This window comes from Pantoea sp. B65 (assembly GCF_047308185.1).
Taxonomy (GTDB): domain Bacteria; phylum Pseudomonadota; class Gammaproteobacteria; order Enterobacterales; family Enterobacteriaceae; genus Erwinia.
The window spans coordinates 24,228-50,753 of the sequence record NZ_JAHXPU010000037.1 but is presented as its reverse complement, the minus strand read 5'-3'; the positions used below and the strand labels follow the sequence as shown (position 1 = coordinate 50,753).

Genomic DNA, 26,526 nt, shown 5'->3' with positions numbered 1-26,526 from the left:
CTATCTCTGCCCCTGCTGCAGTTAATTACCCTTGGGTGGCGGCACGATGACCCATATAGCGGTGCATTGCTCGGTTGCGGACGGATTCAGCCAGAGGTGGGGTAACGACGGCTTAAATGTCAGCGTATCGCCCTGATGCAGGACATATTTATTATCTTCAATGGTAATTTCCAGGCAGCCGGATAGCACATGCACCATATCGGCATCCGCTTTCAGGGTGTAGGGTTCCGGACCGGAACCCCCTTGCGGCATAATTTCGGATCGCAACACCATCATTTCGTTATTACCGGCGCCGCTGATCAGATACTCCTTCATTTTCTCACCGCCCAGACTAATGGGAGTACCCTGCCCGGCAGGAACGAAACTGGTTTTCGGCGGTTCAAATAATTTTGATGGCGTAATCCCGACCACATCACAAACGCGGAGTAAGGTCGCTATCGATGCTTGCGTGACGTTACGTTCAAGTTTGCTGATAAAAGACTTACTGACGCCGACCTGTTCAGCGACATAATCGATGCTGATGCCTTTTTCTTTACGTACCGCACGCAGCCGTTTACCGACATTAAAGTCATCCTGATTGCTATTCATCGCATCAGGCGGGAAAGGATCATTCATACTTATGGCATTCTCAGGTTGCATATTAGGTTACCTGATTTCTGAAGCACTATTTATGCCAGGAAATATCTCCCGTGGTTAACCAGGAAGTCTTAATATAAAAATAGTGCCATATATCAACAAAATACATTGGATAATTTTTATACCCACTGCTTTTGTGACGCCAGGGAATGGATTTTTTCGGTGGGTTTTCTGCTGCTAACGGCGGAAATTTGTGTCATATAGGTACACAAAAAAGGATGCGGTGCAGCTTTTGCACTCTTATGACGAATTTGCTTTAAAAAAGTGCAGTGGGCGCATAGCTACCGCCAGAGCGCAGGGGCGAAGGGCTTCGCCCCGGTCTTCGTCGCTTACCACCAGTGGGTAAAAGGTGCGGTATTAAGCGCCACACCAATAAATAGCACCAGCCCGACGTAGTTATTATTTAAAAATGCCTGGAAGCAGGCGGTACGTTCACGTGCCGAGATCAGTTTCTGCTGATAGATAAACAGCGCTGCCGCCAGCACAATCGCACACCAGAAAGCCGCGTTAAGATGCATCAGCAGACCAATCGCCGCCAGCAGCAACAACGTTGCCAGCTGTAGTAAGCCAATAATAAATGTGTCATAACGACCAAACAGAATGGCGGTGGATTTGACGCCAATCTTCACATCATCATCGCGGTCCACCATCGCATACTGCGTATCGTACGCCACCGTCCAGCAAATATTGGCGCAGAACAGCAGCCAGCAGGTTAGCGGTACGCTCTCACTGATCGCCGCCCATGCCATCGGGATCGCCCAGCCAAATGCCGCCCCCAGCACCACCTGCGGCAGGTGGGTATAGCGCTTCATAAACGGATAGATCCACGCCAGTGCCAGCCCGGCAAACGACAGCCAGATAGTCATCGCGTTCATCGTCAGCACCAGGGCAAATGACACCAGCACCAGCGCCACAAACAGTAATTTGGCCTCTTTCTCACTTACGGCGCCGCTCGGCAACGGGCGTGAAGCGGTGCGCCTGACGTGGCCATCGATTTTACGATCGGCATAGTCATTAACCACACAGCCCGCCGCGCGCATAAAGAATACCCCTGGCACAAACACCAGCAGCACCTTGATGGCAGGTACTGCCATGCCGGCGAGCCACAGCGCCCAGAGGGTTGGCCACAGCAGCAACAGTGAGCCAATAGGTTTATCAATACGCATCAGGCGGCTCCAGGCCTGAAAACGCGTCATCGTCAGAGGTCTTTCCACTTATTGCGATCCTTCTGCTGACGGGCTCTGGTAGAGCGGCGCCGCAGGTAAAAAAAGTTCGGTAAGGAGTAACGGTTTACCGGAGAGGCGCAGACGGGAACGGCGTCCCCATAGCGAATGAATCGTACCGGGTTCAATAAAATCGCGGGTCAGCGTCGAAGAGGAGAACAGATAGCGGCCGAGCGGGCGCGTGCCCAGATCCTGCAGCATCGCCTCCGGACCATTCAGCGTGGATTCCGGTACAATAGTACGCCCGGCCAGCCAGGGCACACCGTCGCCGAATAATAAGATTTCGCGTAGCCAGTAGCGCTGCTCCGGCGGCAGTAATGTCACTTCGTCGCCGACCTCTGTCGCGCTGATAAACCCTTCGCGCAGTGGCTCAACGGTGACCTGGTTGCAGTGACGCTCAAAACGCTTCGTCATTGAGTCCTCTTCCAGCAGCCAGTCCAGCAGCGGCGCAGAGAGCGAAGGTGACGAAGCGGGAAGCCATTCGATCGCGCGCAGTAACGCAAGCGCGTTATCCGACATACGGCATCTCCGGGTAAAAAATCAGATGCCGTAGTGTAACGCAGAGCCTCGTGGAGAACACGCCACGGGTTGGGAAATCGTGAAAATTATCTGGCGTGTAAGCGTTAAAAAGGGTGCGTCAATGACGCACCAATCGTCGGGCAACATCAGCAATATGGGGACGCAATCATCCCTTGCCTTTCACACTGCTGATAAAAGTCGCGCGCGCCGATGAAGAACCCAGACGTTCAGCCTCATTCATCAGCTTCAGCGCTTTATCAATATCACCGGCTTTGACTGCCTGGCGGATACCATGGTTAAAGTAACTTTCCGTATCGTTCAGCATCGGCTCTGCTTTCGCCGCGGCGGCGGAAGGCGCTGGCGCCGCAGCAGGCGCAACAGCCACCGTCCTTGCGGCGCTGCTGCCTACCACTACCGGTTTAGCATCGGAGGCACCGAAAAGTTTTCCAATCATAATATTGCCGCTGTTTTGCTCGGTTTTAACTTTCAGCGACAGCGTACCGCCAGGGGTATGCTGCACCAGCGGATCCGGTACATCAGGAATCGCGTTATTCGCGCCTTCCGCGTACAGCTTCGCCGGATTAATCATCGTCGACGTCCGCGCCAGATCTTCGCTGGTGGTGTAGATCAGCAGATAAATCTGTTTCTGTCCCAGCACCGGCGTCAGTTTCATGGTGCCTTCCAGTCGGTTACCGGCAGTAATCCCCGGTTTGGCATATGGGAAATAGCTGCCGGGGAAGTAGGCCGCCGGCTGTAACTGCTCATCCAGAACCAGTACATTTGGTACATAAACACGCCGGTCTTTAATGTTACTGGCGAGGGTAATTTCCAGCGAACCCTGATCGGCCGGCAGTGCGATAGCGGCAACAGCGCCGCGAATATTGCCCTGATTAAGGGTGATAGATGAAGTGTTCAGTTCAATATCTTGTGTGGCTGGCGGTGTAACCGGCAGCCAGGAGAGACTGTGCAGCTTATCCTGCGCAATAACTGGAGCCGTGGAGACGTTCTGCGGATTCACACTACTGGCGGCATAGGTTGTCGATAGCGCGGCGCCACTCAGCGCCTGCAGCAGGCAGAGGGCGAGTAACTGTTTTTTCATTGTTGTTTTCCTCAATAGGATCCCCCGTGTTCCTCAGGCAATAGGAAACGGGGTAAGCAGAGCCATTAATGGTTCCCCCGGGCACGACAGGGGCGGCATTGATGCATGCCGCCCGCTATAACGACAGTCGTTACCACCAGGCTTCCATCTGCACGCCGAAAGAGATTTCATCGTCATCGCCGCGGCTGAATTTCCGCGTGCTGGTATCACTTAATGCCGTACCATTGGCGACACCGGCGACGTAGTTGCTATCGCCAACGGTTGAAGAGGAGTAACCCCAGTTTTCATCCCATTTAGCATAGGTGGCGAACAGGCGAATCGCCGGACGTGACCAGATACTGCTGCCTGCCTGCCACTGCTGTGCCAGGGTTACTTTGTACTGGTTGTTGTGGTCGCCAGTATTTTGCGCCTTCACATTGTCGTAGCCGAGTTCCAGTAAGGTGCTCATAATCGGCGTCCATTTGTACATCGGACGCACACCCGCGGTGTACCAGGTGGTACCATTGTTGTTGTCGCGATCCACATTCTGGTACATACCGACATACATCAGGCTCCAGGTATCGTTAAAATCGATCGCACCGTGATCGATCACCCGCAGCATCGAGCCATTATTATTCTGCGCGGTAGCCGGACGACCATTGCGATTCTGCGTCATCGCATCGGTGGCATACTGCACGACGAATTTATTCAGGCTGTCGCTGGCGCCGAAAGTCTGAGTATGCTGAATGGTGCCCATCCAGCCATCTTTGGAGTTATCTTCGGAAACACGCTGGTAGCCGTCAGTCTCGTTGGCGCTGCCATAGTCAAAACCAACCTCCAGCGAGCCGCCCGGGTTGACCTGCATCTGTCCCAGACGCACGTCAAAGATATCGTTAGAGAGATCTTTGGTACGGGTGGTGCCATTAACAAAGGTCTGCGAGCCACCGGCTTCGCTATTACGGGTTGCCGCCAGCGACAGCTTACCAAAGCCAAGATCGATATTTTCGATACCGCCGCCAGGACCAGAAACATCCCAGTAGTAGAAGTCGATCATATGGACGTCATGACGTTGATAGTAACGTTTACCCGCCCAGATATTGGCGCCAGGCAACGCATCGATCAGGTTTTTACCGACCACATTCATCTGGCGTACCGCCGGCGATGTCTCCTCATAATCGTTCTGCTGATCGACCGCATAGCCGATCATGCTATCGACATAGAAGCTTTTATCACCGTCCTTCCACACTTCCTGACCCAGCTGGATTTCGGCGTAAGTTTCGCACTCGTTACCGAGACGATATTTACTGTCAGCGCCGGTTGCCTTGAAGCATTGCTGCTCGCCGCCGCTACCGGTCCAGCCAATGCCCGAACGCGCATAACCTTTGAAATCAACCGCAGCAGCCTGGGTTGAGATCACCGCTACAGCCACTGCCACGGCCAGAGGATATTTACGCAGCATTATCATCTTTGATGTTCTCCTGTTCTCATTATTACTGCTGGCGTGCTTCAACACCCGGCTCTCTGTGTAACCGGCGACAGGCGCGGCCATCTTCACGAAACAGATGACAGCGTTGTGGCGGCAGGCCGATGGCGTAATGGGCACCTTCTTCTACCAGCACCACGTCGTTCTGGCGGTAAACCAGGTTTTGACGCAGTGCCGGAATCTGGATATGAATTTGCGTTTCATGTCCCAGTTGCTCGACTACCTGCACCACGCCGGAGAGCGTGACGTCGGCAACCTCACTGGGCAGCAGATGTTCCGGGCGAATACCGAGCGACATATTGGCGCCGACCTGTACATCGGTGCTGTCGACCGTCAGCCAGATTTGCTGGCGGTTAGGCAGTTCAACCTGTACCTGGTCGATGGCCTTATTGGTGACTTTGACCGGCAGGAAATTCATTCTTGGCGAGCCGATAAAACCGGCGACAAAGCGATTGGCGGGGTAGTGATATAACTCCAGCGGCTTGCCGATCTGGGCAATCCGGCCGCCTTCCAGTACCACGATTTTGTCGGCCAGCGTCATCGCTTCTACCTGATCGTGAGTGACGTAAATCATGGTGCGCTGCAGTCGTTTATGCAGCCGGGAAATCTCAATGCGCATCTGTACCCGCAGCGCCGCATCAAGGTTAGATAGCGGTTCATCCAGCAGGAAAACCTGAGGTTCCGCCACCAGCGTGCGACCAATCGCCACGCGCTGACGCTGACCGCCCGACAGGGCTTTCGGCTGGCGCTCCAGCAGATGCCCCAGTTGCAGAACATCTGCTACCTGCGTAACGCGCTGCTGAATTTCCGCTTTTGGCCGCCCGGCCAGCTTCAGACCGAAAGACATATTTTCCGCCACCGACAGGTGCGGATAGAGAGCATACGACTGAAACACCATGCCGACGCCACGTCCGGCTGGCGGCACTTCATTCATACGTTTATCGCCAATCAGTAACTCTCCCGTGGTGATCTCTTCCAAACCAGCAATCATGCGTAGCAGCGTGGATTTGCCGCAGCCAGACGGCCCGACAAACACCACAAATTCCCCTTCGGCGATGGTCAGATTGATATCTTTCGCTACCACCACATCGCCCCAGGCTTTGGTGACATCCTTTAGCACCACGCTCGCCATTTACCTCTCCTGTCCCGTTCGTACCGCTTATCGAATGGTTGCGAGTGTGTCGGATGACTTTGGCGCTGCAATCCTCCGCCTGCGGCTTTTTTATGGGGGAGGAGGCAGGAGGATGAGTGGCGCGGCCGGGTACGCGAACCCTGCGCAGAAAACAGATTTTCGTGATCGTGCTGGCAAAAAAAGGGGATGGTTTTTGTGGTCTGGTACGCAGAAAGGCGTCAAAAAGCCATGGCGATCACAGTTCCGCCATGCAGGGCGTAGAGCAAGGGAGGATGAGGCGCAGTGCAGTTATCCGCAGACTGCTGGCGGTAAGACAACCGCTAATGATTAGAGGAAAGGGAAATGTCAAAGTTCAAACTGAATACAAAAACGCTGTTGTTGTGTGCCTTAACCAGCGCCATGTTACCAGGCGCCGCGCTGGCTAAAATCGAAGAAGGTAAGCTGGTCATCTGGATCAATGGTGATAAAGGCTACAACGGTCTGGCTGAAGTCGGTAAGAAGTTTGAACAGGATACCGGCATCAAAGTGACGGTTGAGCATCCCGATAAACTGGAAGAGAAGTATCCGCAGGTTGCCGCAACCGGTGACGGCCCGGATATTATTTTCTGGGCTCACGATCGCTTTGGCGGTTATGCGCAATCCGGCCTGCTGGCAGAAATCAGCCCGGATAAAGCGCTGCAGGATAAAATTTACCCCTTCACCTGGGATGCGCTGCGCTTTAACGGCAAGCTGATTGGCTATCCGGTGGCGGTAGAGTCGTTATCGCTGATTTACAACAAAGACCTGCTGCCGGAACCACCAAAAACCTGGGAAGAGATCCCGGCACTGGACAAAAAACTGCGCGCAAAAGGGAAGAGCGCCATTATGTTCAACCTGCAGGAACCCTACTTCACCTGGCCGATTACCGCCGCCGACGGTGGCTATGCCTTTAAAAAACAGCCTGATGGCAGCTATAACCTGAAAAACGTTGGCGTCGCCAATACCGGTTCGCAGGCGGGCCTGCAATTCCTTGTCGATCTGGTAAAAAACAAACATCTGAATGCTGATACCGACTATGCCATTGCCGAAGCCGCCTTTAATAAAGGGGAGACTGCGATGACCATTAATGGTCCGTGGGCATGGGGTAATATTGATAGCGCCAAAGTCAATTATGGCGTGACGCTACTGCCGGGCTTTAAAGGTAAACCGTCAAAACCTTTCGTTGGCGTATTAAGCGCCGGCATCAATGCGGCCAGCCCGAATAAAGAGCTGGCGAAAGAGTTCCTCGAAAACTATTTGCTGACTGACGATGGGCTGGCGAAAGTCAACGCCGATAAGCCGCTCGGCGCCGTGGCGCTGAAATCGTATCAGCAGAAGCTGGCGGCCGATCCGAAGATTGCCGCCACTATGGCCAACTCGCAGAAAGGTGAAGTGATGCCAAATATCCCGCAAATGAGCGCCTTCTGGTATGCCGAACGTACTGCGATACAGAATGCCATTAACGGCCGTCAGACGGTGAAAGCGGCACTGGAAGATGCCGAAAAACGGATGATTAAATAATCGATACGGGCGGCATAAATGCCCCCTGGATTCGGTGCAAATCATTGATACGGGAGCCATAAATGGCTCCCCTACATATGGGACAAAAGGAATATTTAATGGCAAAATCTGCATGGTGGTGGTCGCACGACGCCCTGAAGTGGCTGGTTCTTGCCCTCTGTACCCTGCTTTCCGGTTATCTGGTGGTATTGATGTATGTGCAGGGCGAATATCTGTTCGCTATTCTGACGCTGATACTGCTGAGCACCGGACTGGTCATTTTCGCCCAGCGCCGCACGTCCGCCTGGCGTTATGTCTACCCTGGTTTAGCCGGCATTGGACTGTTCGTCCTGTTTCCGCTGGCTTGTACCATCGCTATCGCCTTTACTAACTATAGCAGCACCAATCAGCTCACTTTTGAGCGCGCGCAACAGGTGCTGATGGATCGCCAGTTTCAGTCCGGAAGCGGCTATAACTTCGCCCTCTATCCACAGGGCGATCGCTGGATTCTGGCGCTGAGCGCTGCCGATAACACGCAGTTTGTTTCGCCGCCCTTTCGCTTTGATACGCAGAATCAGCAAACCCTGACCCTTGCCAAAGCGGAAGCGCCGCCTGCTGGCGAACGCGCCATGCTGCGCGTCGTCACGCAGAATCGCCAGGCTCTGAGCCTGCTGACAGCGCTGATGCCCGATGGCAGTAAAGTACGGATGAGTTCATTGCGCCAGTTCTCCGGCACTCAACCGTTGTATACCCCTGGCGCCGATGGCACCCTGACCGATAAGCAGAACGGTACGGTGTGGTGGCCAAACGACAACAGCGGATTTTATCAGAGCAAAGATGCCGCACAACACTGGACCGGGGACAAATTAAACCCGGGCTATACCGTGGCGGTTGGCTGGAAAAACTTCCTGCGGGTGATGACTGACGAAGGCATTAAAAAGCCTTTTATGGCCATCTTTGTCTGGACGGTGGTGTTCTCGGCGGTAACCGTGCTGCTGACGGTGGCGGTCGGCATGGTGCTGGCGTGCCTGATGCAGTGGGAGTCACTGCAGGGACGCGCAGTATACCGTTTGCTGCTGATCCTGCCCTATGCGGTGCCGGCATTTATCTCCATATTGATTTTTAAGGGGTTATTTAACCAGAGCTTTGGCGAAATCAATCTGATGCTGCAAAGCCTGCTGGGGATTAAACCAGCATGGTTTAGCGACCCGACGCTGGCGCGCGGGATGCTGATTATCGTCAATACCTGGCTGGGCTACCCCTACATGATGATCCTCTGCATGGGGCTGCTGAAAGCAATACCCGATGACCTGTATGAAGCCTCGGCGATGGATGGCGCGACGCCCATGCAGAACTTTTTCCGCATTACTTTACCGTTGCTGATTAAGCCCCTGACGCCACTGATGATCGCCAGTTTTGCCTTTAACTTTAATAACTTTGTGCTGATCCAGCTGTTAACCAACGGCGGGCCGGATCGTCTCGGCACCACCACTCCGGCGGGTTATACCGACTTGCTGGTTAGCTATACCTGGCGCATTGCCTTTGAAGGAGGCGGTGGACAGGACTTTGGTCTGGCAGCGGCAATTGCCACACTGATTTTCCTGCTGGTTGGCGCCCTCGCCATCCTCAACCTGAAAGCCACACGCATGAAGATTCAGTAAGGAGCGACATTATGGCTATCGTACAAACCAAATCACAGAAGCTACGGCTGGCAGGCACCCATCTACTCCTGCTGGGTTTTATCGTGCTGATTATGTATCCACTGTTAATGGTGGTGGCGATTTCACTGCGCCCGGGGAATTATTCGATTGGCAGCCTGTTGCCCGAGCAGATCTCCTGGGACCACTGGAAACTGGCGCTGGGTTTCGCGTTAACCCATGAAAATGGCAGTGTCACGCCGCCGCCCTTTCCGGTACTGCTGTGGTTGTGGAACTCGATAAAAGTGGCTGCGATTACCGCGACTGGCATCGTGGCGCTCTCCACCACCTGCGCCTATGCCTTTGCCCGTATGCGTTTTCGCGGTAAGGCCAGCTTATTGAAAGGGATGTTGATTTTTCAGATGTTCCCGGCGGTGCTATCACTGGTTGCCCTGTATGCGCTGTTTGATCGCCTCGGGCAGTACATTCCGTTTATCGGGCTGAATACCCATGCCGGTCTGGTATTTGCCTATCTGGGGGGCATCGCGCTGCATGTCTGGACGATCAAGGGGTATTTCGAAACCATTGATAGTTCGCTGGAAGAGGCGGCGGCACTGGATGGCGCCACACCGTGGCAGGCATTCCGCCTGATTCTGTTACCGCTTTCGGTACCGATTCTGGCGGTGGTATTTATCCTGTCGTTTATTGCCGCGGTGACCGAAGTGCCGGTGGCTTCCCTGCTATTGCGTGATGTAAACAGCTACACGCTGGCGGTCGGCATGCAGCAATACCTTAATCCGCAAAACTATCTGTGGGGGGATTTTGCCGCAGCGGCAGTGCTTTCCGCCCTGCCGATTACCATCGTCTTTCTGCTGGCGCAGCGCTGGCTGGTTAATGGCTTAACCGCCGGCGGTGTGAAAGGTTAGATTTCTCTGTTATTGCCACTGTTGTTATTGCCACTGCGATACCTGTGTCTTTGGCGGCCCCCTCAGGCCGCCTTTTTTTATTCGCGTTTCAGGCGATTGCTGTTTGCCAGCCACAGAGTGATCACCAGGATCAGAATCGCTGCCGAATAGGCGAGGGTATCGAAAGGGTTTTTATGATCGACAATAATCAGGCGAATAATCGCGGTGATGCCGATATAGACAAAATAACGCAGCGGGAAGTGATAGCCCGACTGAAAATACTTGACGATCAGCGCAATAAACTCGAAGTAGAGAAAATAGATAACGATGCCGTCAATCAGCAGATAGGATGATGCCTGCTCGCCGGTATTCAGCAGTACATTGGCTAAATGGACCGTTTCCTTACCTAAAAAGATAATCAAAATCACGCCTAACACCAGCAGGCCAACATTCAGCACCATCTGTAGCACATTGGCGATACGCATTCCGGTAATCATACCCACACCCTCAACATTTATTGTTATGTCACGGCCAGCGCCGATGGCCACAATATGCTTTAGTGTGATGAAGATCACAAGATATCACGATAACAGCCGGCAATAAAAAGGGCGGCAACATTGCCGCCCCGTTAAGGTGATTGATTCCGCCCGCTGAGTTATTTGAAATTAATATCGCGGTCAGTGGTCATATCATACAGTGAATACTGGCGTCCCAGTTTCTGTCCGCCATCACGTGTCAACGGCGTCCAGTTCACCTGCGCACGGCCACGTACCGGCGTCAGACTGAACAGATCCAGTGGCACCGAGACATAGAAGCCTTTGGTGAAACTGCCCTCGCCATAATCCGCTGATGACACATTAGTGAGGGTCGCGTAAGCCCCGACGATAACGCCACTGTCGAACTGTTTCGAGATATCAACGGTGCCGCCTTTATCCTCCGCCAGATACTGACCGACGCTGAGTTTCATCAGCACGCCATCCATAAAGCCTGGCTTCCAGTAACCGGTCAGGTGTCCGGTCTTCGCGCTATAGTCGGCGAAGTTCATCATGTTGTCCCAGTCACGCTGCTTCACGTAGTTGGCATCAACACCCAATGCCCAGCTGGAGTCCAGCGGACGGTAGATCACTTCAGCACCGGCGCCACCGTACATGGTCTCCAGATAGCCGCCATACACCTGACCGTAGAAACCATTACCCAGATACTGGAAGTAGTTGGCCTGCAGGTTATTCACGTAAGTATCGTTCTGCACATATTCACGAATACGTGTACGTACCCGCGGCAGTGTGGAGTCGGAAGGCGGATTGGTGTAATTGAACTTGTCATAGTTATTGGCAAGGTTAACAAATACCCCACCGCCGACTACCAGATGATTCGTCAGCCAGTAATCCGCATTACCCATCAAGCCGGCCTGATACATATAGAAGTTTTCCGCCCCGCCAACCGACTGGTTCAGCACTGGCGACAAGCTATAGTTCAGGCTGTCTTTCTCAATATAGTAACCCTGCTCGGTTTTACCCGGTTCGATCGGCTCAACACGCTGCTGTTCCAGCGGTTTTTCATGACCCAGCGGGTAGCCTTCCAGCTGCTGACGCAGGCTGTCGACTTTGGTTTCGGTGGTCACCTGCGGCATACCGTAACGGGTCTGCGTCACGCTCAGGGTATCCACTTTGGCTGGCAGATTATTCATCAGAATAATATTGGCGCGGTCCACCCCTTCCTGGGTATCGCGATACTTATACTGCTCGCCGGTGACATACAGGGTATGGCCCTTCACCTGCAGATTCGGCGCATCCAGACCGGCATTGTATTTCAGATCGGTAAGCTGATTTGCCGCCACGGTGGACTGTAAAAAATCCGGTTGTGGATTTGGCTGATAGTCTGGCTTACGCGCATCAACGTGCGGCTGACGCATCTCATCAAAGTTGGCGCGCAGGGTAAAACCAGCCATCAGGGTATTGCCGCGCTCATAGCTGAGGTTGATGTCCGCCCAGCTGGCAGCGCGATAAATCGCCCCGACGTTAACTTTGCTGTTCTGCTTCAGCTTACCGGCATAATCTCCCTGATAGTCGTTACCTTCATATTCCATTTTCAGACGCAGTGGCTGCCAGGGGGTCTGATACTCGACGCCACCAAACAGCGCGCTCGGGCCATGGAACATCTCACTACCATTAATGGTACCGGTAGTGTTGCTGCCACTGCGGGTACAAAAGGAATCACTGGCTTCACAGAACGGGTTTTTCACGTTGCCGCTGTTACCAATATATCCCCAGCCGAGACCGAGCGTGAAATCAAGGGGGCCCCAGGCTTTACTGGCCACCAAATACTCACTGTCGAACAAACCGGTACCACCAAGGTCGCGGGTACCCAGCGCCACTTGCGGCAGCCAGTAGCCCTCTTCCCATAAACGCAGTTTCAGGTCGAAAGCTTTATCTTTATAAGTTTGGTTGCCGCTGAAACTCTCCACGCTACTGTAAAGGCGGGTTCTGACGTCGGTATAACGAATGGTGGCTTCCAGCCATGGAAACAGCTGAATGGATGACGAGTAGAAACGGTACTGATCGTTCCAGCGATAGTTCAGGCTGAACTCGCCATCTTTCGCCATACGCGCCGTCGGCACCTGCAACAGACCGACACCACCAAAATCTGACTGTGATGGCCCAACCGGTTCAGAGTAGCTTGCCGCCTGGGCCTGACAGGCGCAGGCGACAGAAAGGGATAAGAAGCTGAGAAGATAACGTTTTTTCATCAGTCAGGGATCCGGTGCGTCAAAACAGAAATAATTTGTTGGTTCAGGTCTTCGTAAGCGCCCGGCAACGACCAGGAAGAGAAACCGAGATAAATCGTCGACCCCGGCTCGACTTCAACGTGGCGATGATTCCAGTAAGCAATCGGTACCTCGCGTACCTCGCCGGAAGGCGCAATCACCAGTGCAATATTGCGTTCAGCACCGGCCAGACGTTCATGACCATCAAAATAATCGCGGGTTTCCACCCCCGGCTGCCAGCTCACCTTGCCGCTGCCGCTGATGGCGCCAAACAGGGTGACTGAATTCGGTTTGGCCAGGGTATACACATCGTACTCCCCTTCCAGACGGCGATTTTCTACCGGACGCACCCGAACCCAGTCCGGGTCGAGGTTAACGAACTGCCGGCCAGTGACTTTCACCGCCGACAATTGCTGAATGACATTATTAATGGCTGCCGCTTTATCGCCGTCGCTATCATCGCGGTAAGCTTTCAGACGCGCCATCAGTTGCTGATACTGTTGCTGCGCCGCCGCCGTGGCGAGCCTTTCGGCGATCACTGTACCCGGCCACCAGGTTTTACCGGCAAATGCCGGGCTGGCGACCAGCTGTGACAAATTAGCCGCATGACTGACGATGGCGACTTCCGATTGCCCCGGATAATGCACCGTCACCTGGCTCTCTGCGGCAGCACAGAGCGGCAGGCAGGAAACAATCCCTGCGAGAAGTAATGTTATTTTTTTCATGATTTCGCGGGCTTCAAGATAGTAGTTTCAACAGGAAGGTAGTCAGCGCCTAACGCCTGCTGCGTCTGGCGAACCTGACCGGTAGTAGCATCAACCCAGAAGGTGTTTGACCACGATTTGCCGTTAGCGGCGATCTCTACCTCTTCACGATACACCCGGCAGGCAACCTTCTTCCCGGCCAGATCCAATAGCTGATCTTTATCACGCGTGAAATGAGATACCGCAGTACCCGAACGCAGTTGTTGGTTCTCGGTCCAAATAAGGGTGCGCGTCCAGCTATCGCCATCGGCGAGCGCCAGGCCCTTCGCCAGCGGATCCTGCTGCAGGTTATTAATATCAAGCAGATTATCAGAAAGTCCGACGGTTTTTACCACTCGCCCGTAACGGGTGACCAGCATCGACTGATCCTGGGTAATCCATTTCTGCTGGCCGTTTTCGTCATAACCCAGCACCACAAAAATACGCTGCCCATTATCAATACGCAGATACATGCTGGCATAGGGTATCGTCCGGACTTTTTCATCGCTGACGGTAACATCATCGACGCTGGTAAAAGCTAGTTTAAGGGTTTCCCCAATACCCTGCTGGGTTTGGGAACAAGCCTGAAGAAGCAGGCAGAGAAGCAGCAATGGAATATAGCGCACCTGTGTGGTCCCTGAACGAATTCCAACAAAATCAAGAAATAACCACACGGCTGTGTGGTTATGATTAATTGAGCCAACTTAAGGAGTGGTGCTCGTGGTGGTAGTGGTTGTAGTACCGGTATTAGCACCGCCGCCGCCGCCAGAGACGAGTAGAGCAGCACCAACAAGTGCGCCTACAGCACCGATACCGACAGCGTTAGAGGTACCAGAGGACATTGTGCCCGCCTCCGCTCCCGCTGCTTCACCTGCATCACCCGGCGCAGCGAAAGCGGCGGATGCGGCGGCGAAGTACATTATGGCTGCAGCAGCACATAAGACTTTTTTCATAACTAACATTCCCTTCATTAGATGAATGGATAACTTGCCCGGATGGATTCCGGACTACTTCAGTATAGGGCAACCAATTACCAGAAATCAGGGGGGTGATTGGCGGCAAAATATAAAGTTAACGCGGATTGATATTGCATCAAAACTAAAATTATTAACAATTTGATATTAATCATTAGTATTTAACGACAGTTAATTACAAAAATACACGAATGCACAGGATAATCATCCTTTTTTGCGCTTCTAACTGGAATTTATGCCAGAAACACGCGCAATGGCAGAGATGATAATCTTTGTAGTTAATTATCAGTAATTTACAAACGAAAGTATCGCTAAAGCGTACCAGCTAATCATAGGGTGAATCAGAATAATCTTGAGCTAAAAAATGGCCCTGAATGAACTTTTCAGATAAAACTGAGTCCACATTTGCATTTTTCGCCAGTTTTAGCGCGCAAAAATGTGGAAAGGATCGCAAATGTTACGCCATCCGCGGAAAGGGAAATAATGGTAAGGGCCAGCCAGAACTGGCCCTTAAAGCGACTTAACGCCAGGATTTATAGCGGTTAATCAATCCATTAGTCGAGCTGTCATGGCTGCTGACCGCTTCAGCGCCACCCAATTCAGGCAGAATGCGGTTAGCCAGCTGTTTACCCAGCTCAACACCCCACTGATCGAAGGTAAAGATGTTGAGAATAATCCCCTGGGTAAAGATTTTATGCTCATATAGCGCAATTAATGCGCCAAGGCTGAATGGGGTAATATCACGCAGCAAAATAGAGTTGGTTGGACGGTTGCCTTCAAATACTTTGAATGGCGCCACGTGCTCAACGGACTTCGCATCTTTGCCGGCGGCGGCATACTCCTGCTCCACCACTTCACGTGACTTACCAAACGCCAGCGCTTCGGTCTGCGCAAAGAAATTTGATAACAGCTTCGCGTGGTGGTCACTCAGCGGGTTGTGGCTGCTTGCCGGCGCGATAAAGTCACAAGGAACCAGTTTGGTGCCCTGGTGAATCAGCTGGTAGAAAGCGTGCTGGCCGTTAGTACCTGGCTCGCCCCAGATAATCGGACCGGTCTGGTAGCTGACTGGCTCGCCGTTACGGTCAACATACTTACCGTTGGACTCCATATTCCCCTGTTGGAAATAGGCGGCAAAGCGGTGCATATACTGGTCGTATGGCAGAATAGCTTCGGTTTCCGCGCCAAAGAAATTGTTGTACCAGATACCGATCAACGCCAGCAGTATCGGCAGGTTTTTCTCTGCGGGGGTCTGCGCGAAGTGGTTATCCATCGCATGCGCGCCGCTCAGCAACTGCTCAAAGTTGTCGTAGCCCACCGACAGGATAATTGACAGGCCAATCGCTGACCACAGAGAGTAGCGGCCGCCAACCCAGTCCCAGAACTCGAACATATTGTGAGTATCAATGCCGAACTCACTGACCGCTTTACCGTTGGTGGAGAGGGCGGCAAAGTGCTTCGCCACATGCCGCTGATCGCCGGCAGTCGCCAGGAACCAGTCGCGCGCGCTATGGGCGTTGGTCATGGTCTCTTGCGTGGTGAAGGTTTTTGAGGCGACCAGGAACAGCGTGGTTTCCGGGTTCACTTTCTTCAGCGTTTCCGCAATATGCGTGCCATCGACGTTAGAAACGAAGTGCATATTGAGGTGGTTTTTGTACGGACGCAGCGCCTCAGTCACCATAAACGGACCAAGGTCTGAGCCACCAATACCAATGTTCACCACATCAGTAATCGGCTTACCGGTGTAACCTTTCCAGTCGCCGCTGATGATACGCGCGGAGAAGGCTTTCATCTTCTCCAGCACCGCATTCACTTCCGGCATGACATCTTTGCCATCCACCACAATTGGCGTATTGCTGCGGTTGCGCAGGGCAACATGCAGCACCGCGCGTTCTTCGGTGCGGTTAATCTTCTCACCGGCGAACATCGATTTGATGGCACCCTGCAGATCGGTCTCTTTAGCTAATGCCTGCAGCTTGTCGAGGGTTTCACTGGTAATACGGTTTTTTGAGAAATCCACCAGCATCTGATCGGCAAAAGTGGCAGAGAATTTCGCAAAACGGTCGCCATCTTCAGCAAAAAGATCGGCGATGCGGACATCTTTCATCTGTTCAAAATGCTGCTGCAAAGCGTGCCAGGCAGCGGTTTGTGTCGGATTGATATTTTTCATAGCAACACTCTTTTGTATTTAAGAACCGTAATTCAGACCGGACGCTATCTTACCTGCTGACGGAGACTGGCTCCCCTTTTCCTGCAACAGGTTACGGCTATGAATGCCGCAATTGGGCTGGATTTCGCCGGGACTCATTATTATTCGGACGACGGTGATGATCCCCGCACAGCGTTTCAGTATGAACACTGTTGTCGTCGAAAGTAAAAAAAAATTATGGCGCTATCTTGCCGCGCCAGAAAACGAAACGCATTGTGCTGCGTCATTATCATTATGATTAAACGAGACTGTATGCCGACCTCGGGTGGCTTATTTAGCCATCAGTGCGCCACAACCCACTGGAAAAATGCAAATTCATTAAGCGCCAACCGTTGACAGCGAAGCCAGAAACCGATATTTCTAAGCGACTACTTGCGCACCCGTGCGCAAGCCAGAAGAGGCGCGTCGCCCAGGTAGTGTGTCGGAGGAACCGTATCCGATGAAGACACATAAGGGGGTGCGACGCCGAGGTATCACGCACGCGGAGTGCGGCATATCGACTGCAGGGGCTGAATCCCCTGGGTTGTCACCAGGATCGTTCGGCAGTCGGACGATCCGCAAGGTGGGGCGCTTCTGGGTGTATCGTAGTCAATCTTTTCTACGTCTGCCCCGTTTCCCGCTCTTTCCTTGTGCCAAGGCTGAAAATTTATCCTGACACGAGGCAGTAAATTTAATGTCCCAATCAACTCTTATCGTGGCCAAATTTGGCGGCACCAGCGTTGCCGATTTTGATGCCATGAACCGCAGCGCCGATGTGGTGCTGTCTGATGCTAATGTGCGTCTGGTGGTGCTTTCCGCTTCTGCCGGCGTCACCAATCTGCTGGTTTCGCTGGCTGAAGGTCTGCCTCCGGAACAACGCGCTTTCCAGCTCGATGAAATCCGCCGCATTCAGTACGCTATTGTCGATCGCCTGCAACAGTCTGAAGTGATTCGTGAAGAGATCGATCGCATGATCGAGAATATCACCATGCTGTCGGAAGCCGCCGCGCTGGCGACCTCTAACGCGCTTACCGATGAACTGGTCAGCCATGGCGAACTGATGTCCAGCCTGTTGTTTGTTGAGGTTTTGCGCCAGCGTAACGTGGCGTCAGAATGGTTTGACGTGCGTAAAGTGATGCGCACCAACGATCGTTTTGGCCGCGCCGAGCCGGATGTTGCCCTGCTGTCAGAACTGGCCGCCAGCCAGCTGCAACCGCGCCTTGACCAGGCGCTGATTGTCACCCAGGGTTTTATCGGCAGTGAAAGCAAAGGCCGCACCACCACGCTGGGCCGTGGCGGCAGTGATTATACCGCCGCGTTGCTCGGCGAAGCCCTGCATGCCAAACGCATTGATATCTGGACCGATGTGCCGGGTATCTACACCACCGATCCACGCGTGGTGCCAACCGCAAAACGCATTGATGAAATCACTTTTGAAGAAGCGGCTGAAATGGCCACCTTCGGCGCCAAAGTGCTGCATCCTGCGACCCTGTTACCTGCGGTACGCAGCGAGATTCCGGTATTTGTCGGCTGCAGTAAAGACCCGGCAGCGGGCGGCACCATGGTATGCAATCAGAGTCACAATCCGCCGTTGTTCCGCGCGCTGGCGCTGCGTCGTAAGCAGACCCTGCTGACATTACACAGCCTGAATATGCTGCATGCACGCGGTTTTCTTGCTGAAGTGTTTAATATCCTCGCCCGCCATAATATCTCGGTGGACCTGATCACCACCTCTGAAGTGAGCGTGGCGCTGACGCTGGATACCACCGGCTCCACCTCAACCGGCGACAGCCTGTTAACTCAGGCGCTGCTGACCGAGCTCTCCTCGCTGTGCCGGGTGGAAGTGGAAGAGAACCTGGCGCTGGTCGCCATTATCGGTAATAAGCTGTCGCAAGCTTGCGGCGTCGGTAAAGAGGTGTTTGGCGTGCTGGAGCCTTTTAACCTGCGTCTGATCTGCTACGGCGCCAGCAGCTATAACCTCTGCTTCCTGGTACCGGGCAACGATGCGGAACAGGTGGTGCGCACCCTGCATCAGAATCTGTTCGAGTAACATGCTCTGGCGGCGGAACGCTCTGCCCGTTCCGCCGGCTCTCTTTCCCAGCGTTTTCACTTACCGGCCCGTTACAACCCTATGATTAAAATCTGAACGCTTCAGGCCATCCACACACCTGCCGCCTGAAGTATCAGCGAAATATAAAAGGAAGTTTGGCTATGCTCGCAAAAATTACCCGCCTGTTCCCGTTATGGGCAGTCCTGCTCTCTGTCGCCGCTTATTATACTCCTGGCACGTTTCTCGCTATTGGCCCCTGGGTCAGCTGGCTGCTGATGCTGATTATGTTCGGCATGGGCGTCACGCTGAATATCGGCGATTTTAAGCGCGTCCTTACCCGCCCGGCGCCGGTGATTGCCGGTACCTTTCTGCACTATCTGGTGATGCCGCTGGCGGCCTGGGGGCTGGCAAAACTGTTCCATATGCCGCCCGATCTCGCTGCCGGCATGATTCTGGTGGGCAGCGTCGCCAGCGGCACCGCTTCTAACGTCATGATCTATCTGGCGAAAGGTGATGTCGCCCTGTCAGTGACCATCTCTTCGGTATCGGCGCTGGTCGGCGTGTTCGCCACCCCGCTGCTGACGCGCTTCTATGTCGATACCCATATTCAGGTGGATGTGGTCGGTATGCTGCTGAGTATCGTGAAAATTGTGGTGATCCCAATCAGCCTTGGTCTGATTATCCATCACTCGCTAAATAGCGTGGTAAAGCGTGTTGAGCCCTGGCTGCCGGCATTTTCCATGGTCTGTATTCTGCTGATTATCAGTGCGGTAGTGGCGGGCAGCCAGGGCTTTATCGGCTCGGTTGGTCTGGTGGTGATTGCTGCGGTAATGCTGCATAACGCCATTGGGCTGCTGGGGGGTTACTGGGGCGGTAAGCTGTTTGGTTTTGATGAGTCCACCTGCCGCACCCTGGCGCTGGAAGTCGGCATGCAGAACTCCGGTCTCGCAGCGACGCTCGGTAAGCTCTACTTTTCGCCGCTGGCGGCACTGCCTGGCGCGCTATTCTCCGTCTGGCACAATCTGTCCGGTTCGCTGCTGGCCGGTTACTGGTCCGGCAAACCGATTAAGAAAAAATAACCGTTTGTGGCTACCTTCGCGGTGGGCGTTAATGCCGCCCACCGCGGGCGCAGAAGTCCGCGATTATTCATCATCCTTATCATCATCCGGCTGCTCCAGCACGCCATAAGCCACCGCGCAAAACAGCGAATTCAGACGCTTCATATCGCCCAGCAACCCCAGATGCAGTGAGCTGGTTTCAATACTTTGCAGATTCTGCTGATGCAGACGATCAACATGGGCATGGGAATAACGTCGGTTGATAATGCGGAAACGATGTTTGGCGCGGCGTAAACGTTTGGCGCTGGTGATATCGCGCGACAGAAATACCGACAGTCCCAGCCGCAGATTATTCAGTAACTGTTCCTGCAGTGATTCCAGCTCCAGCAACCCCTGCGCCGAGAAGGGTTGCTTCGTCGCCAGAGATTTAGCCGCCACATCCCCACTCATCCGCTCAATGATGTCACCCGCCTGTTCAAGGTTTAGCGCCATCTCGATAATTTCCGCCCAGCGCCGCGAGTCCTCTGCCGCCAGATCAACTTTTGGCATCTGCGCCAGATAAAGTTTAATCGCGGTATATAGCACATCGACATCATCATCCAGCCGGCGCACCTCACGCGCTTCGCGCGGCTCGCCATGGATCACCCGGGTAAAACCGGCCATCATCTGTTCCAGCACATCGCCCATGCGCAGAGTTTCACGTGAGGCGTTCGCCAGCGCCAGCGCCGGGGTATCCAGCGCGCTGCTATCCAGATGCTTTGGCTTCAGACGCAGCTCGGTCTCCGGTTCATCACGGATCAGCCGCTGACAGAGTCTGGCCATCGGTTCGGCAAACGGAATCAACACCAGGCAGCGAATCAGGTTGTAGAACACATGGAAAAAGATCACCAGCTCTTCATCGGTGACCGGCAATTTATCCAGCCAGCGCGCCAGTAGATGGATAAAAGGCAGCACCACCAGGCAACCGGCAAATTTAAACAGCAGGCTGCCCAGCGCCACGCGTTTGCCATCGGCATTTGAGGTGCTGTTATTGAGCATGGCCAGCAGGCCACTGCCGAGATTGGCGCCCACCACCAGACACAGCGCCACCTGGAATGAAATCACGCTGGTGGCGGTCAGTGTGGCGGTGATCAGTACCGCCGCCAGGCTGGAATAACTGATGATGGCGAACAGCGCACCAATCAGCGCATCCAGCATAATATCGCCGGTCAGGGAGGAGAACATCACCTGCACCCCGGAGGCCTGGGTGATCGGCCTGGCCGCCGCAACGATCAGCTGCAACGCCAGCAAAATCAGGCCAAGCCCGATGCTGACGCGCCCCAGTTGCCCGGCGCGCATCTGTTTGCGTCCGAGGAAAAACACCACGCCAAAAAAAATCAGCAACGGCGACAGCCACGAGAGATCGAAGGTCAGGATACGCGCCATTAACGCGGTACCGACATCGGCGCCCAGTACCACCACCAGCGCTGGCGTTAGCCCCACCAGCTGTTGCGCCACAAACGAGGTGACCAGTAAGGTGGTGGCGTTACTACTCTGCACCAGCGCCGTCACGCCAATACCGGCGAGAAACGCCATCGATTTTCTTTCGATACTGCGACTTAACACGCGGCGCAAGTCAGCGCCATAGACACGCATAATGCCGGTGCGCACGATATGCGTGCCCCACACCAGCAACGCAATAGCAGACAATAAATTAAGCAAGGTCAACAACGGCAGGTACTCCTTTTACGTCAGGCTGACTACTCCCTATGCTGGCTGCCTGACGCAAAAGAACAGCACAGGGGGATACCCGCTGACCTTCCGCATAATACAAAGCACGCTATTTTTGCTTATTTTTCATGCAACTTCACGAAAGGTCGCCATATCTAACTGTAGACCAATCACATGGCCAGCGGCGTACAGGTCATCAACCGATCTGTTTAATACATCGACCGACAGCTCAATATCTTTAACTCGCACCCGGTAGCGAATCACGTTGCCCAGCAGGCTGTGGCTGAGAATTTCCGCCGCAATACCCTGTCCGGCCTGACACAGCAAAATCGACTCCGGACGAATAGCCACCTGCTGCTGAAACGCGCCGCCGGTAAGCTGAGCCGCCTGGGCGGCGCTAATCAGATTGTAATTACCGATAAAACCAGCAGCAAACAGATCGGCAGGCTGGGTGTAAAGTTCTTCCGCCCCGCCATTTTGCACAATTTTCCCGCGGTTCATCAATACCACACGATCCGACAGCGTCAGCGCTTCCTCCTGATCGTGGGTGACAAAAATGGTGGTGAGATTCAGTTCGCGCTGGATACGGCGAATCTGATCGCGCAGATGACGGCGGATACGCGCATCCAGCGCCGATAGCGGCTCATCCAGTAACAGCAGTCGCGGACGCGTGACCAGCGAGCGCGCCAGCGCCACACGCTGACACTGGCCCCCCGAAAGCTGATGCGGATAGCGTCTGGCAAAATCGTTCAGCTCCACCAGCGCCAGCACCTCGCCCACCCGCTGCCGGATTTCACTGCCCGGCAGTTTCTGCATCTTCAGGCCGAAAGCAACATTGCCTTCAACGGTCATATTAGGAAACAGCGCATAGCTCTGGAATACCATGCCAATTGCCCGCTGCTGCGGCGCCAGCGGCACGATATCCTCGCCTTCGACCAGAATGACGCCGCTGTCAACCGGCGTCAGTCCGGCCAGGCAACGCAACAGGGTCGATTTGCCACAGCCGCTCGGCCCCAGCAGAGTGACAAACTCTCCACGCTCAGCGCTGAAATCAATCTGCTGAAAAATTTGCGTCGGGCCGTAGCTTTTATTCAGTTGTTGAACGCTCAGATAAGACATAGTTAGCCCCTTTCACGATTGAGGGCGTTCGCCAGCCAGGTGACCAGCAATACGACGAAGAAATAGGAGATCACCAGCGCACTGGTAAAGTGGCCGCTGCCATTTCGCATGTTATACAGATAGACCTGCAATGTTTCATAGCTGGTGCCGACTAACAGGTTAGCGAATACAAACTCACCTATCAGAAAAGAGAACGACAGCAGCACCGCAATGGTGGCCCCCTGGCGCAGATTAGGCAGCACCACCCACAGCGCCGCCTGCCAGGTGCTGGCCCCCAGCAGATGGGCCGCATCAATCAGTTCAGCCAGGTTAATTGCCTGCATATTGTTAGCAATAGCACGATAGATAAACGGCAGAGCGATAGTGAAGTAACAGCCGATCAGGATCCATGGTGTGCCGGTCAGCACCAGCGGTGCGGAGGAGTAGAGTTGCAATAACCCCACCGCAGAGACCACTGGCGGCACGGCAAATGGCAGCAGAATCAGGATATTCATTACCACATCAAGGCGTGGAAAATAGTAAGCAATCACAAACATTGCAGGCAGCACCAGTACTAGCGAGAACAGCAGCGCACCGCAACAGATCAGCAGCGAGTGCCCCAATGCCGTCAGGAAACGCGGGTCGCTCCACAGTGCTGTCAGCCATTTCAGGGTAAAGCCATCCGGCGTTATAGTGGCTCCCCACTGCGTCGCCAGCGCATACAGCAACGTCACCGCCAGCGGTAATGCCAGAATCAGAAATACCAGCCAGACCACCACGCGATGATAAATTTTCTCAGCAGGTTGCATCGTCACACCTTCTCTTTACGATGGGTAAACCGCAAGGGCCATGAATCGCTCCCCTGGATGATGGCAGCAGCGGGATTAATGCCGCCCACGGCGCAGCATCAGCTGATGGATCACGGTGATAATCGCCATCAGCAGCACCAGCAACATCGCCAGCGCGCTGCCCATATTCGGATCGAGCGAAATATCGCCCGATACCAGCCCGGCGATCCGCACCGGAACCACGTTAAAGTTACCGGTGGTAAGGGCATAAATGGTGGCGTAAGCCCCCAGCGCATTGGCCAGCAGAATGACAAAGGTCCCGATCAATGCCGGGGAAAGAATCGGTAAGCCGATATGCAGCCAGTAGCGCCAGCGGCTGGCGCCAAGCAGCGCCGCTGACTCCTGCCACTCTTTTTTCAGGCCATCAAATGCCGGGTAGAGCAGCAGAATACCCAGCGGGATCTGGAACCAGGTGTAAACCACCACCATGCCGTCGCGCGAGAACAGTTTGAAGCCATCCATCAGACCATATTTACGCATTAACAGCGTCAGGCTGCCGTTCAGCCCGAGTAAAATCACAAAGGCAAACGCCAGTGGCACTCCGGCAAAGTTACTGGTCATGTTGGTAAATGACATAAAAAAACGATGTAAGCGCCCACTACCAATCTGATGCAGGGAATAGCCACCGATTAACGCAATCAGCAGCCCATATACACTGGACCAGAAGGCGATATCCAGCGAGTTGCGCATCGCCTGCAGATAAAACGGCGAGGTCAGGATATCGTGGTAGTTATCCCATCCCCAGGCTTCATTCACCTGACTCCAGAAACTGTTCACCGCCACCCACAGCAGAGGGGCAATCTGAAAAGCAAGATAGAACAACGCAAAAGGCAGCAGACAGAGCAGCGCTATCCCTTTCCCTTTCATACCGCGGGCTCCTGGTTCAGCTTCAGCAAGCCGCGACACAACGGTTTATCATGAGCGACCCCCAGTACCGCGCCGAGCGTGCCGCACAGTTCGGTTTGCAGTGGCATCAGTTCCGCCTGCAGCGAGAAAGCGTCACCAAATACAAACAGCGGCACCTGGGTCTCTTCCGGCAGTATCCCGCCATGGCTGCGATCGTCATTCATACCGTGATCGGCAGTCACCACCACCTGATAACCCGCCGCCAGCCAGCCCGGCATCCAGTGCGACAGCAGCCCGTCGGCGATACGCGCCTGATTACGATACTGCGGCGACGACAGACCATAACGGTGGCCGGCATCATCAATATTCATCGGATGTATCAGCAGGAAATCGGGATCGTGCAGTAAGCGCAGGCTTTCGGCATCTTCAAACAGATGCGAATCAGGATAGCGGTCATCAGAGTAGAAATGGCCATACTGGATCGGCAGCTCAGGCGCAAAGGTATGACGATCGCGCGCCGCGTTAAATGGCGTGCGGTTATACAGTTCACTGACCCAATGATACGCCGCCGCCGCGGTGGTTAACCCGGCGGCACGCGCATAGTGGAACAGGCTCTGTTCTTTACTCAGGCGGCTGATGCCATTGTGAATAATGCCGCTTTTCACCGGCGGAACGCCGGTGAGGATGCATTCATATAGCGGACGCGATAGCGACGGCAGTTCACAGGTCATCACATAGTACTGACCTTTTCCCTGCGCGCACTCGGCAGATAAATAGCCCATCGCGTGTTGGGCGACCTGATTGCTCAGGCCGTCAAGAACCACCAGGATCGTTTTCATCGGCCAGCCTTACTGCTGCATATTGATGGTCACATTTTCCTGCCACAGACGCGGCAGCATTTTCGATGTCTTTTCCCATGCCGCCTGATCGGCAATCGGACGGGCATTTTTGTACTCTGCCTGCGGCAACAACTTTTCCTGAATCTCTGCCGGTAAGGTCAGATGCTCGGCGCGAATCGGACGGGCATAACCTTTCGCCAGATTAGTCTGCCCGGCATCAGAAAAGATGTATTCACGCGCCAGTTTGGCGGCATTCGGGTGTTTGGCGTATTTGTTGATAATGGTGGTATAGCCGGAGGTGATCGACCCATCGGAAGGGATCAGCACTTCAAAGCGGCTCTTATCAATCTGATCACGGTAGTTCAGGCCATTAAAGTCCCATACCACCGCCACGGCAATTTCACCCTTCTCGATATTGGCGATTACCGGATCGGTTACCCCCAGACGCCCCTCTTTCGCCAGCTCGCCAAAAAAGGCCAGTGCCGGTTTCAGATCCTTCTCGTTACCGCCAAGGGCATAGTTAGCCGCCAGCACGCCATTCGCCGCCTGTGCGGCAATACCGACATCACCAATGGTCACCACATACTTGCCTTTTTTCAGGTCAGCCCAGCTGTGAGGAATATCTTTCACCAGCTGTTTATTGACCAGGAAGGCGATGGTGCCGGTATAGGCCAGCGCCCAGTGACCCTCTTTATCTTTTGCCCAGTCCGGGATTTGATCCCAGGTAGAGGGTTTATAGGGTTGGGTGACGCCTTTCTGCAGGGCGATCGGGCCGAAGGCGGCGCCGACATCGCCAATATCGGCGCTGGCATTACTCTTTTCCGCGGCGAATTTAGCAATCTCCTGCGCCGAGGACATATCGGTATCGCTATGCTTAATACCGTATTTGCTGCTGATATCGTTCCAGGTATCTTTCCAGTTGGCCCAGCTGTCTGGCATCCCAACGCTGTTGACCTGCCCTTCACTTTTCGCCGCTTTTTCCAGCGCGGCAAGATCGTTATCGGCGGCCTGGGCGGCCGGAAGCGCAACAACAATGGCACTGGCTAACACTGATGCGAACAAAGTTTTCATAACTGCTGCTCCAGATGATAAGTTAACTAACGGGCTGGACTAGACCAGCAAGATCTGAGCCAATCTAGCCTGCTCAGATGAAGGTTTTATTTCAGTTCAGTGACAGCGCGGTTTTCAGCCAGTCCGGCAACAGACACCATGGCCGTGCGTGCGGAGCGAGTTGGACGCACAGGATGTACCGCGACAGTGCAGGGGCGCCCTAAAATAAG

General features: G+C 54.1%; 23 protein-coding genes and 1 riboswitch. Of the genes, 5 read left to right on the top strand and 18 right to left on the bottom strand.

Annotation, left to right across the window (positions count from 1 at the left end):
• Positions 1–21: 21 nt before the first annotated feature.
• From JWF83_RS16740 to malK, 6 genes are all read right to left on the bottom strand, one after another.
• A complete protein-coding gene (locus JWF83_RS16740) occupies positions 22–639 on the bottom strand; it encodes a helix-turn-helix domain-containing protein (protein ID WP_413651544.1) in 618 nt (205 codons plus the stop codon).
• A gap of 326 nt (positions 640–965) precedes the next feature.
• Positions 966–1,832 (bottom strand): 4-hydroxybenzoate octaprenyltransferase, encoded by an 867-nt coding sequence (gene ubiA, locus JWF83_RS16735; RefSeq protein WP_413651816.1) that lies wholly within the window; start codon positions 1,830–1,832, stop codon positions 966–968.
• Positions 1,833–1,850: 18 nt separating this feature from the next.
• Positions 1,851–2,378, bottom strand: coding sequence for a chorismate lyase (gene ubiC / locus JWF83_RS16730; RefSeq protein WP_413651543.1), 528 nt, complete (start codon positions 2,376–2,378; stop codon positions 1,851–1,853).
• A gap of 166 nt (positions 2,379–2,544) precedes the next feature.
• Positions 2,545–3,477 (bottom strand): maltose operon protein MalM, encoded by a 933-nt coding sequence (gene malM, locus JWF83_RS16725; protein ID WP_413651542.1) that lies wholly within the window; start codon positions 3,475–3,477, stop codon positions 2,545–2,547.
• Positions 3,478–3,607: 130 nt separating this feature from the next.
• The gene (locus JWF83_RS16720; protein ID WP_413651541.1) at positions 3,608–4,921 is read right to left on the bottom strand and encodes a maltoporin; all 1,314 of its coding nucleotides are present in this window, start codon (positions 4,919–4,921) and stop codon (positions 3,608–3,610) included.
• Positions 4,922–4,946: 25 nt separating this feature from the next.
• A complete protein-coding gene (gene malK / locus JWF83_RS16715; RefSeq protein ID WP_413651540.1) occupies positions 4,947–6,071 on the bottom strand; it encodes a maltose/maltodextrin ABC transporter ATP-binding protein MalK in 1,125 nt (374 codons plus the stop codon).
• Positions 6,072–6,413: 342 nt separating this feature from the next.
• On the opposite strand from malK, the gene malE reads away from it, so the two are divergent.
• The 3 genes from malE to malG all read left to right on the top strand — a co-directional run bounded on the left by malE (position 6,414) and on the right by malG (position 10,152).
• Positions 6,414–7,610: a maltose/maltodextrin ABC transporter substrate-binding protein MalE gene (gene malE / locus JWF83_RS16710; RefSeq protein ID WP_413651539.1), complete on the top strand. Its 1,197-nt coding sequence runs from the start codon at positions 6,414–6,416 to the stop codon at positions 7,608–7,610.
• A gap of 98 nt (positions 7,611–7,708) precedes the next feature.
• Positions 7,709–9,250: a maltose ABC transporter permease MalF gene (gene malF / locus JWF83_RS16705; protein ID WP_413651538.1), complete on the top strand. Its 1,542-nt coding sequence runs from the start codon at positions 7,709–7,711 to the stop codon at positions 9,248–9,250.
• Between the two features lie 11 nt (positions 9,251–9,261).
• Positions 9,262–10,152, top strand: a complete 891-nt coding sequence (malG, locus tag JWF83_RS16700; protein WP_413651537.1) for a maltose ABC transporter permease MalG — start codon at positions 9,262–9,264, stop codon at positions 10,150–10,152.
• A 77-nt stretch (positions 10,153–10,229) separates the two neighbouring features.
• Here the strand turns inward: malG and psiE are convergent, their stop codons facing one another.
• The 6 genes from psiE to pgi form a co-directional block, all read right to left on the bottom strand.
• A complete protein-coding gene (psiE, locus tag JWF83_RS16695) occupies positions 10,230–10,628 on the bottom strand; it encodes a phosphate-starvation-inducible protein PsiE (RefSeq protein WP_413651536.1) in 399 nt (132 codons plus the stop codon).
• 158 nt (positions 10,629–10,786) lie between these two features.
• Positions 10,787–12,877, bottom strand: coding sequence for a YjbH domain-containing protein (locus JWF83_RS16690; protein WP_413651535.1), 2,091 nt, complete (start codon positions 12,875–12,877; stop codon positions 10,787–10,789).
• Positions 12,877–13,620, bottom strand: a complete 744-nt coding sequence (locus tag JWF83_RS16685) for a capsule biosynthesis GfcC D2 domain-containing protein (protein ID WP_413651534.1) — start codon at positions 13,618–13,620, stop codon at positions 12,877–12,879. The genes JWF83_RS16690 and JWF83_RS16685 overlap by 1 nt, the downstream gene beginning before the upstream one ends.
• Positions 13,617–14,264 (bottom strand): YjbF family lipoprotein, encoded by a 648-nt coding sequence (locus JWF83_RS16680; RefSeq protein WP_413651533.1) that lies wholly within the window; start codon positions 14,262–14,264, stop codon positions 13,617–13,619. The genes JWF83_RS16685 and JWF83_RS16680 overlap by 4 nt, the downstream gene beginning before the upstream one ends.
• A 78-nt stretch (positions 14,265–14,342) precedes the next feature.
• Positions 14,343–14,591, bottom strand: coding sequence for an exopolysaccharide production protein YjbE (gene yjbE / locus JWF83_RS16675; RefSeq protein WP_413651532.1), 249 nt, complete (start codon positions 14,589–14,591; stop codon positions 14,343–14,345).
• 541 nt (positions 14,592–15,132) lie between these two features.
• Positions 15,133–16,779 carry a glucose-6-phosphate isomerase gene (gene pgi / locus JWF83_RS16670; protein ID WP_413651531.1) on the bottom strand — a complete coding sequence of 549 codons (1,647 nt, stop codon included), beginning with the start codon at positions 16,777–16,779 and terminating at the stop codon, positions 15,133–15,135.
• A gap of 426 nt (positions 16,780–17,205) precedes the next feature.
• Positions 17,206–17,399: riboswitch (Lysine riboswitch) on the top strand.
• A 92-nt stretch (positions 17,400–17,491) separates the two neighbouring features.
• Here pgi and lysC point away from each other — a divergent pair.
• Positions 17,492–18,847, top strand: a complete 1,356-nt coding sequence (gene lysC / locus JWF83_RS16665) for a lysine-sensitive aspartokinase 3 (protein WP_413651530.1) — start codon at positions 17,492–17,494, stop codon at positions 18,845–18,847.
• Positions 18,848–19,008: 161 nt separating this feature from the next.
• Positions 19,009–19,926 carry a ketopantoate/pantoate/pantothenate transporter PanS gene (gene panS / locus JWF83_RS16660; RefSeq protein ID WP_413651529.1) on the top strand — a complete coding sequence of 306 codons (918 nt, stop codon included), beginning with the start codon at positions 19,009–19,011 and terminating at the stop codon, positions 19,924–19,926.
• A gap of 63 nt (positions 19,927–19,989) precedes the next feature.
• Here panS and JWF83_RS16655 read toward each other — a convergent pair whose 3' ends face one another.
• From JWF83_RS16655 to JWF83_RS16630, 6 genes are all read right to left on the bottom strand, one after another.
• The gene (locus JWF83_RS16655) at positions 19,990–21,615 is read right to left on the bottom strand and encodes a Na/Pi cotransporter family protein (protein WP_413651528.1); all 1,626 of its coding nucleotides are present in this window, start codon (positions 21,613–21,615) and stop codon (positions 19,990–19,992) included.
• Positions 21,616–21,741: 126 nt separating this feature from the next.
• The gene (locus tag JWF83_RS16650; protein ID WP_413651527.1) at positions 21,742–22,734 is read right to left on the bottom strand and encodes an ABC transporter ATP-binding protein; all 993 of its coding nucleotides are present in this window, start codon (positions 22,732–22,734) and stop codon (positions 21,742–21,744) included.
• 2 nt (positions 22,735–22,736) lie between these two features.
• Positions 22,737–23,522: an ABC transporter permease gene (locus JWF83_RS16645; RefSeq protein WP_413651815.1), complete on the bottom strand. Its 786-nt coding sequence runs from the start codon at positions 23,520–23,522 to the stop codon at positions 22,737–22,739.
• A 75-nt stretch (positions 23,523–23,597) separates the two neighbouring features.
• On the bottom strand, positions 23,598–24,428 hold the full coding sequence (locus tag JWF83_RS16640) for an ABC transporter permease (protein ID WP_413651526.1): 831 nt from the start codon (positions 24,426–24,428) through the stop codon (positions 23,598–23,600).
• A complete protein-coding gene (locus JWF83_RS16635; protein ID WP_413651525.1) occupies positions 24,425–25,246 on the bottom strand; it encodes an alkaline phosphatase family protein in 822 nt (273 codons plus the stop codon). The genes JWF83_RS16640 and JWF83_RS16635 overlap by 4 nt, the downstream gene beginning before the upstream one ends.
• 9 nt (positions 25,247–25,255) lie before the next feature.
• Entirely contained in the window at positions 25,256–26,317 is a 1,062-nt protein-coding gene (locus JWF83_RS16630) for an ABC transporter substrate-binding protein (protein ID WP_413651524.1), read from the bottom strand.
• Between the last annotated feature and the right edge of the window lie 209 nt (positions 26,318–26,526).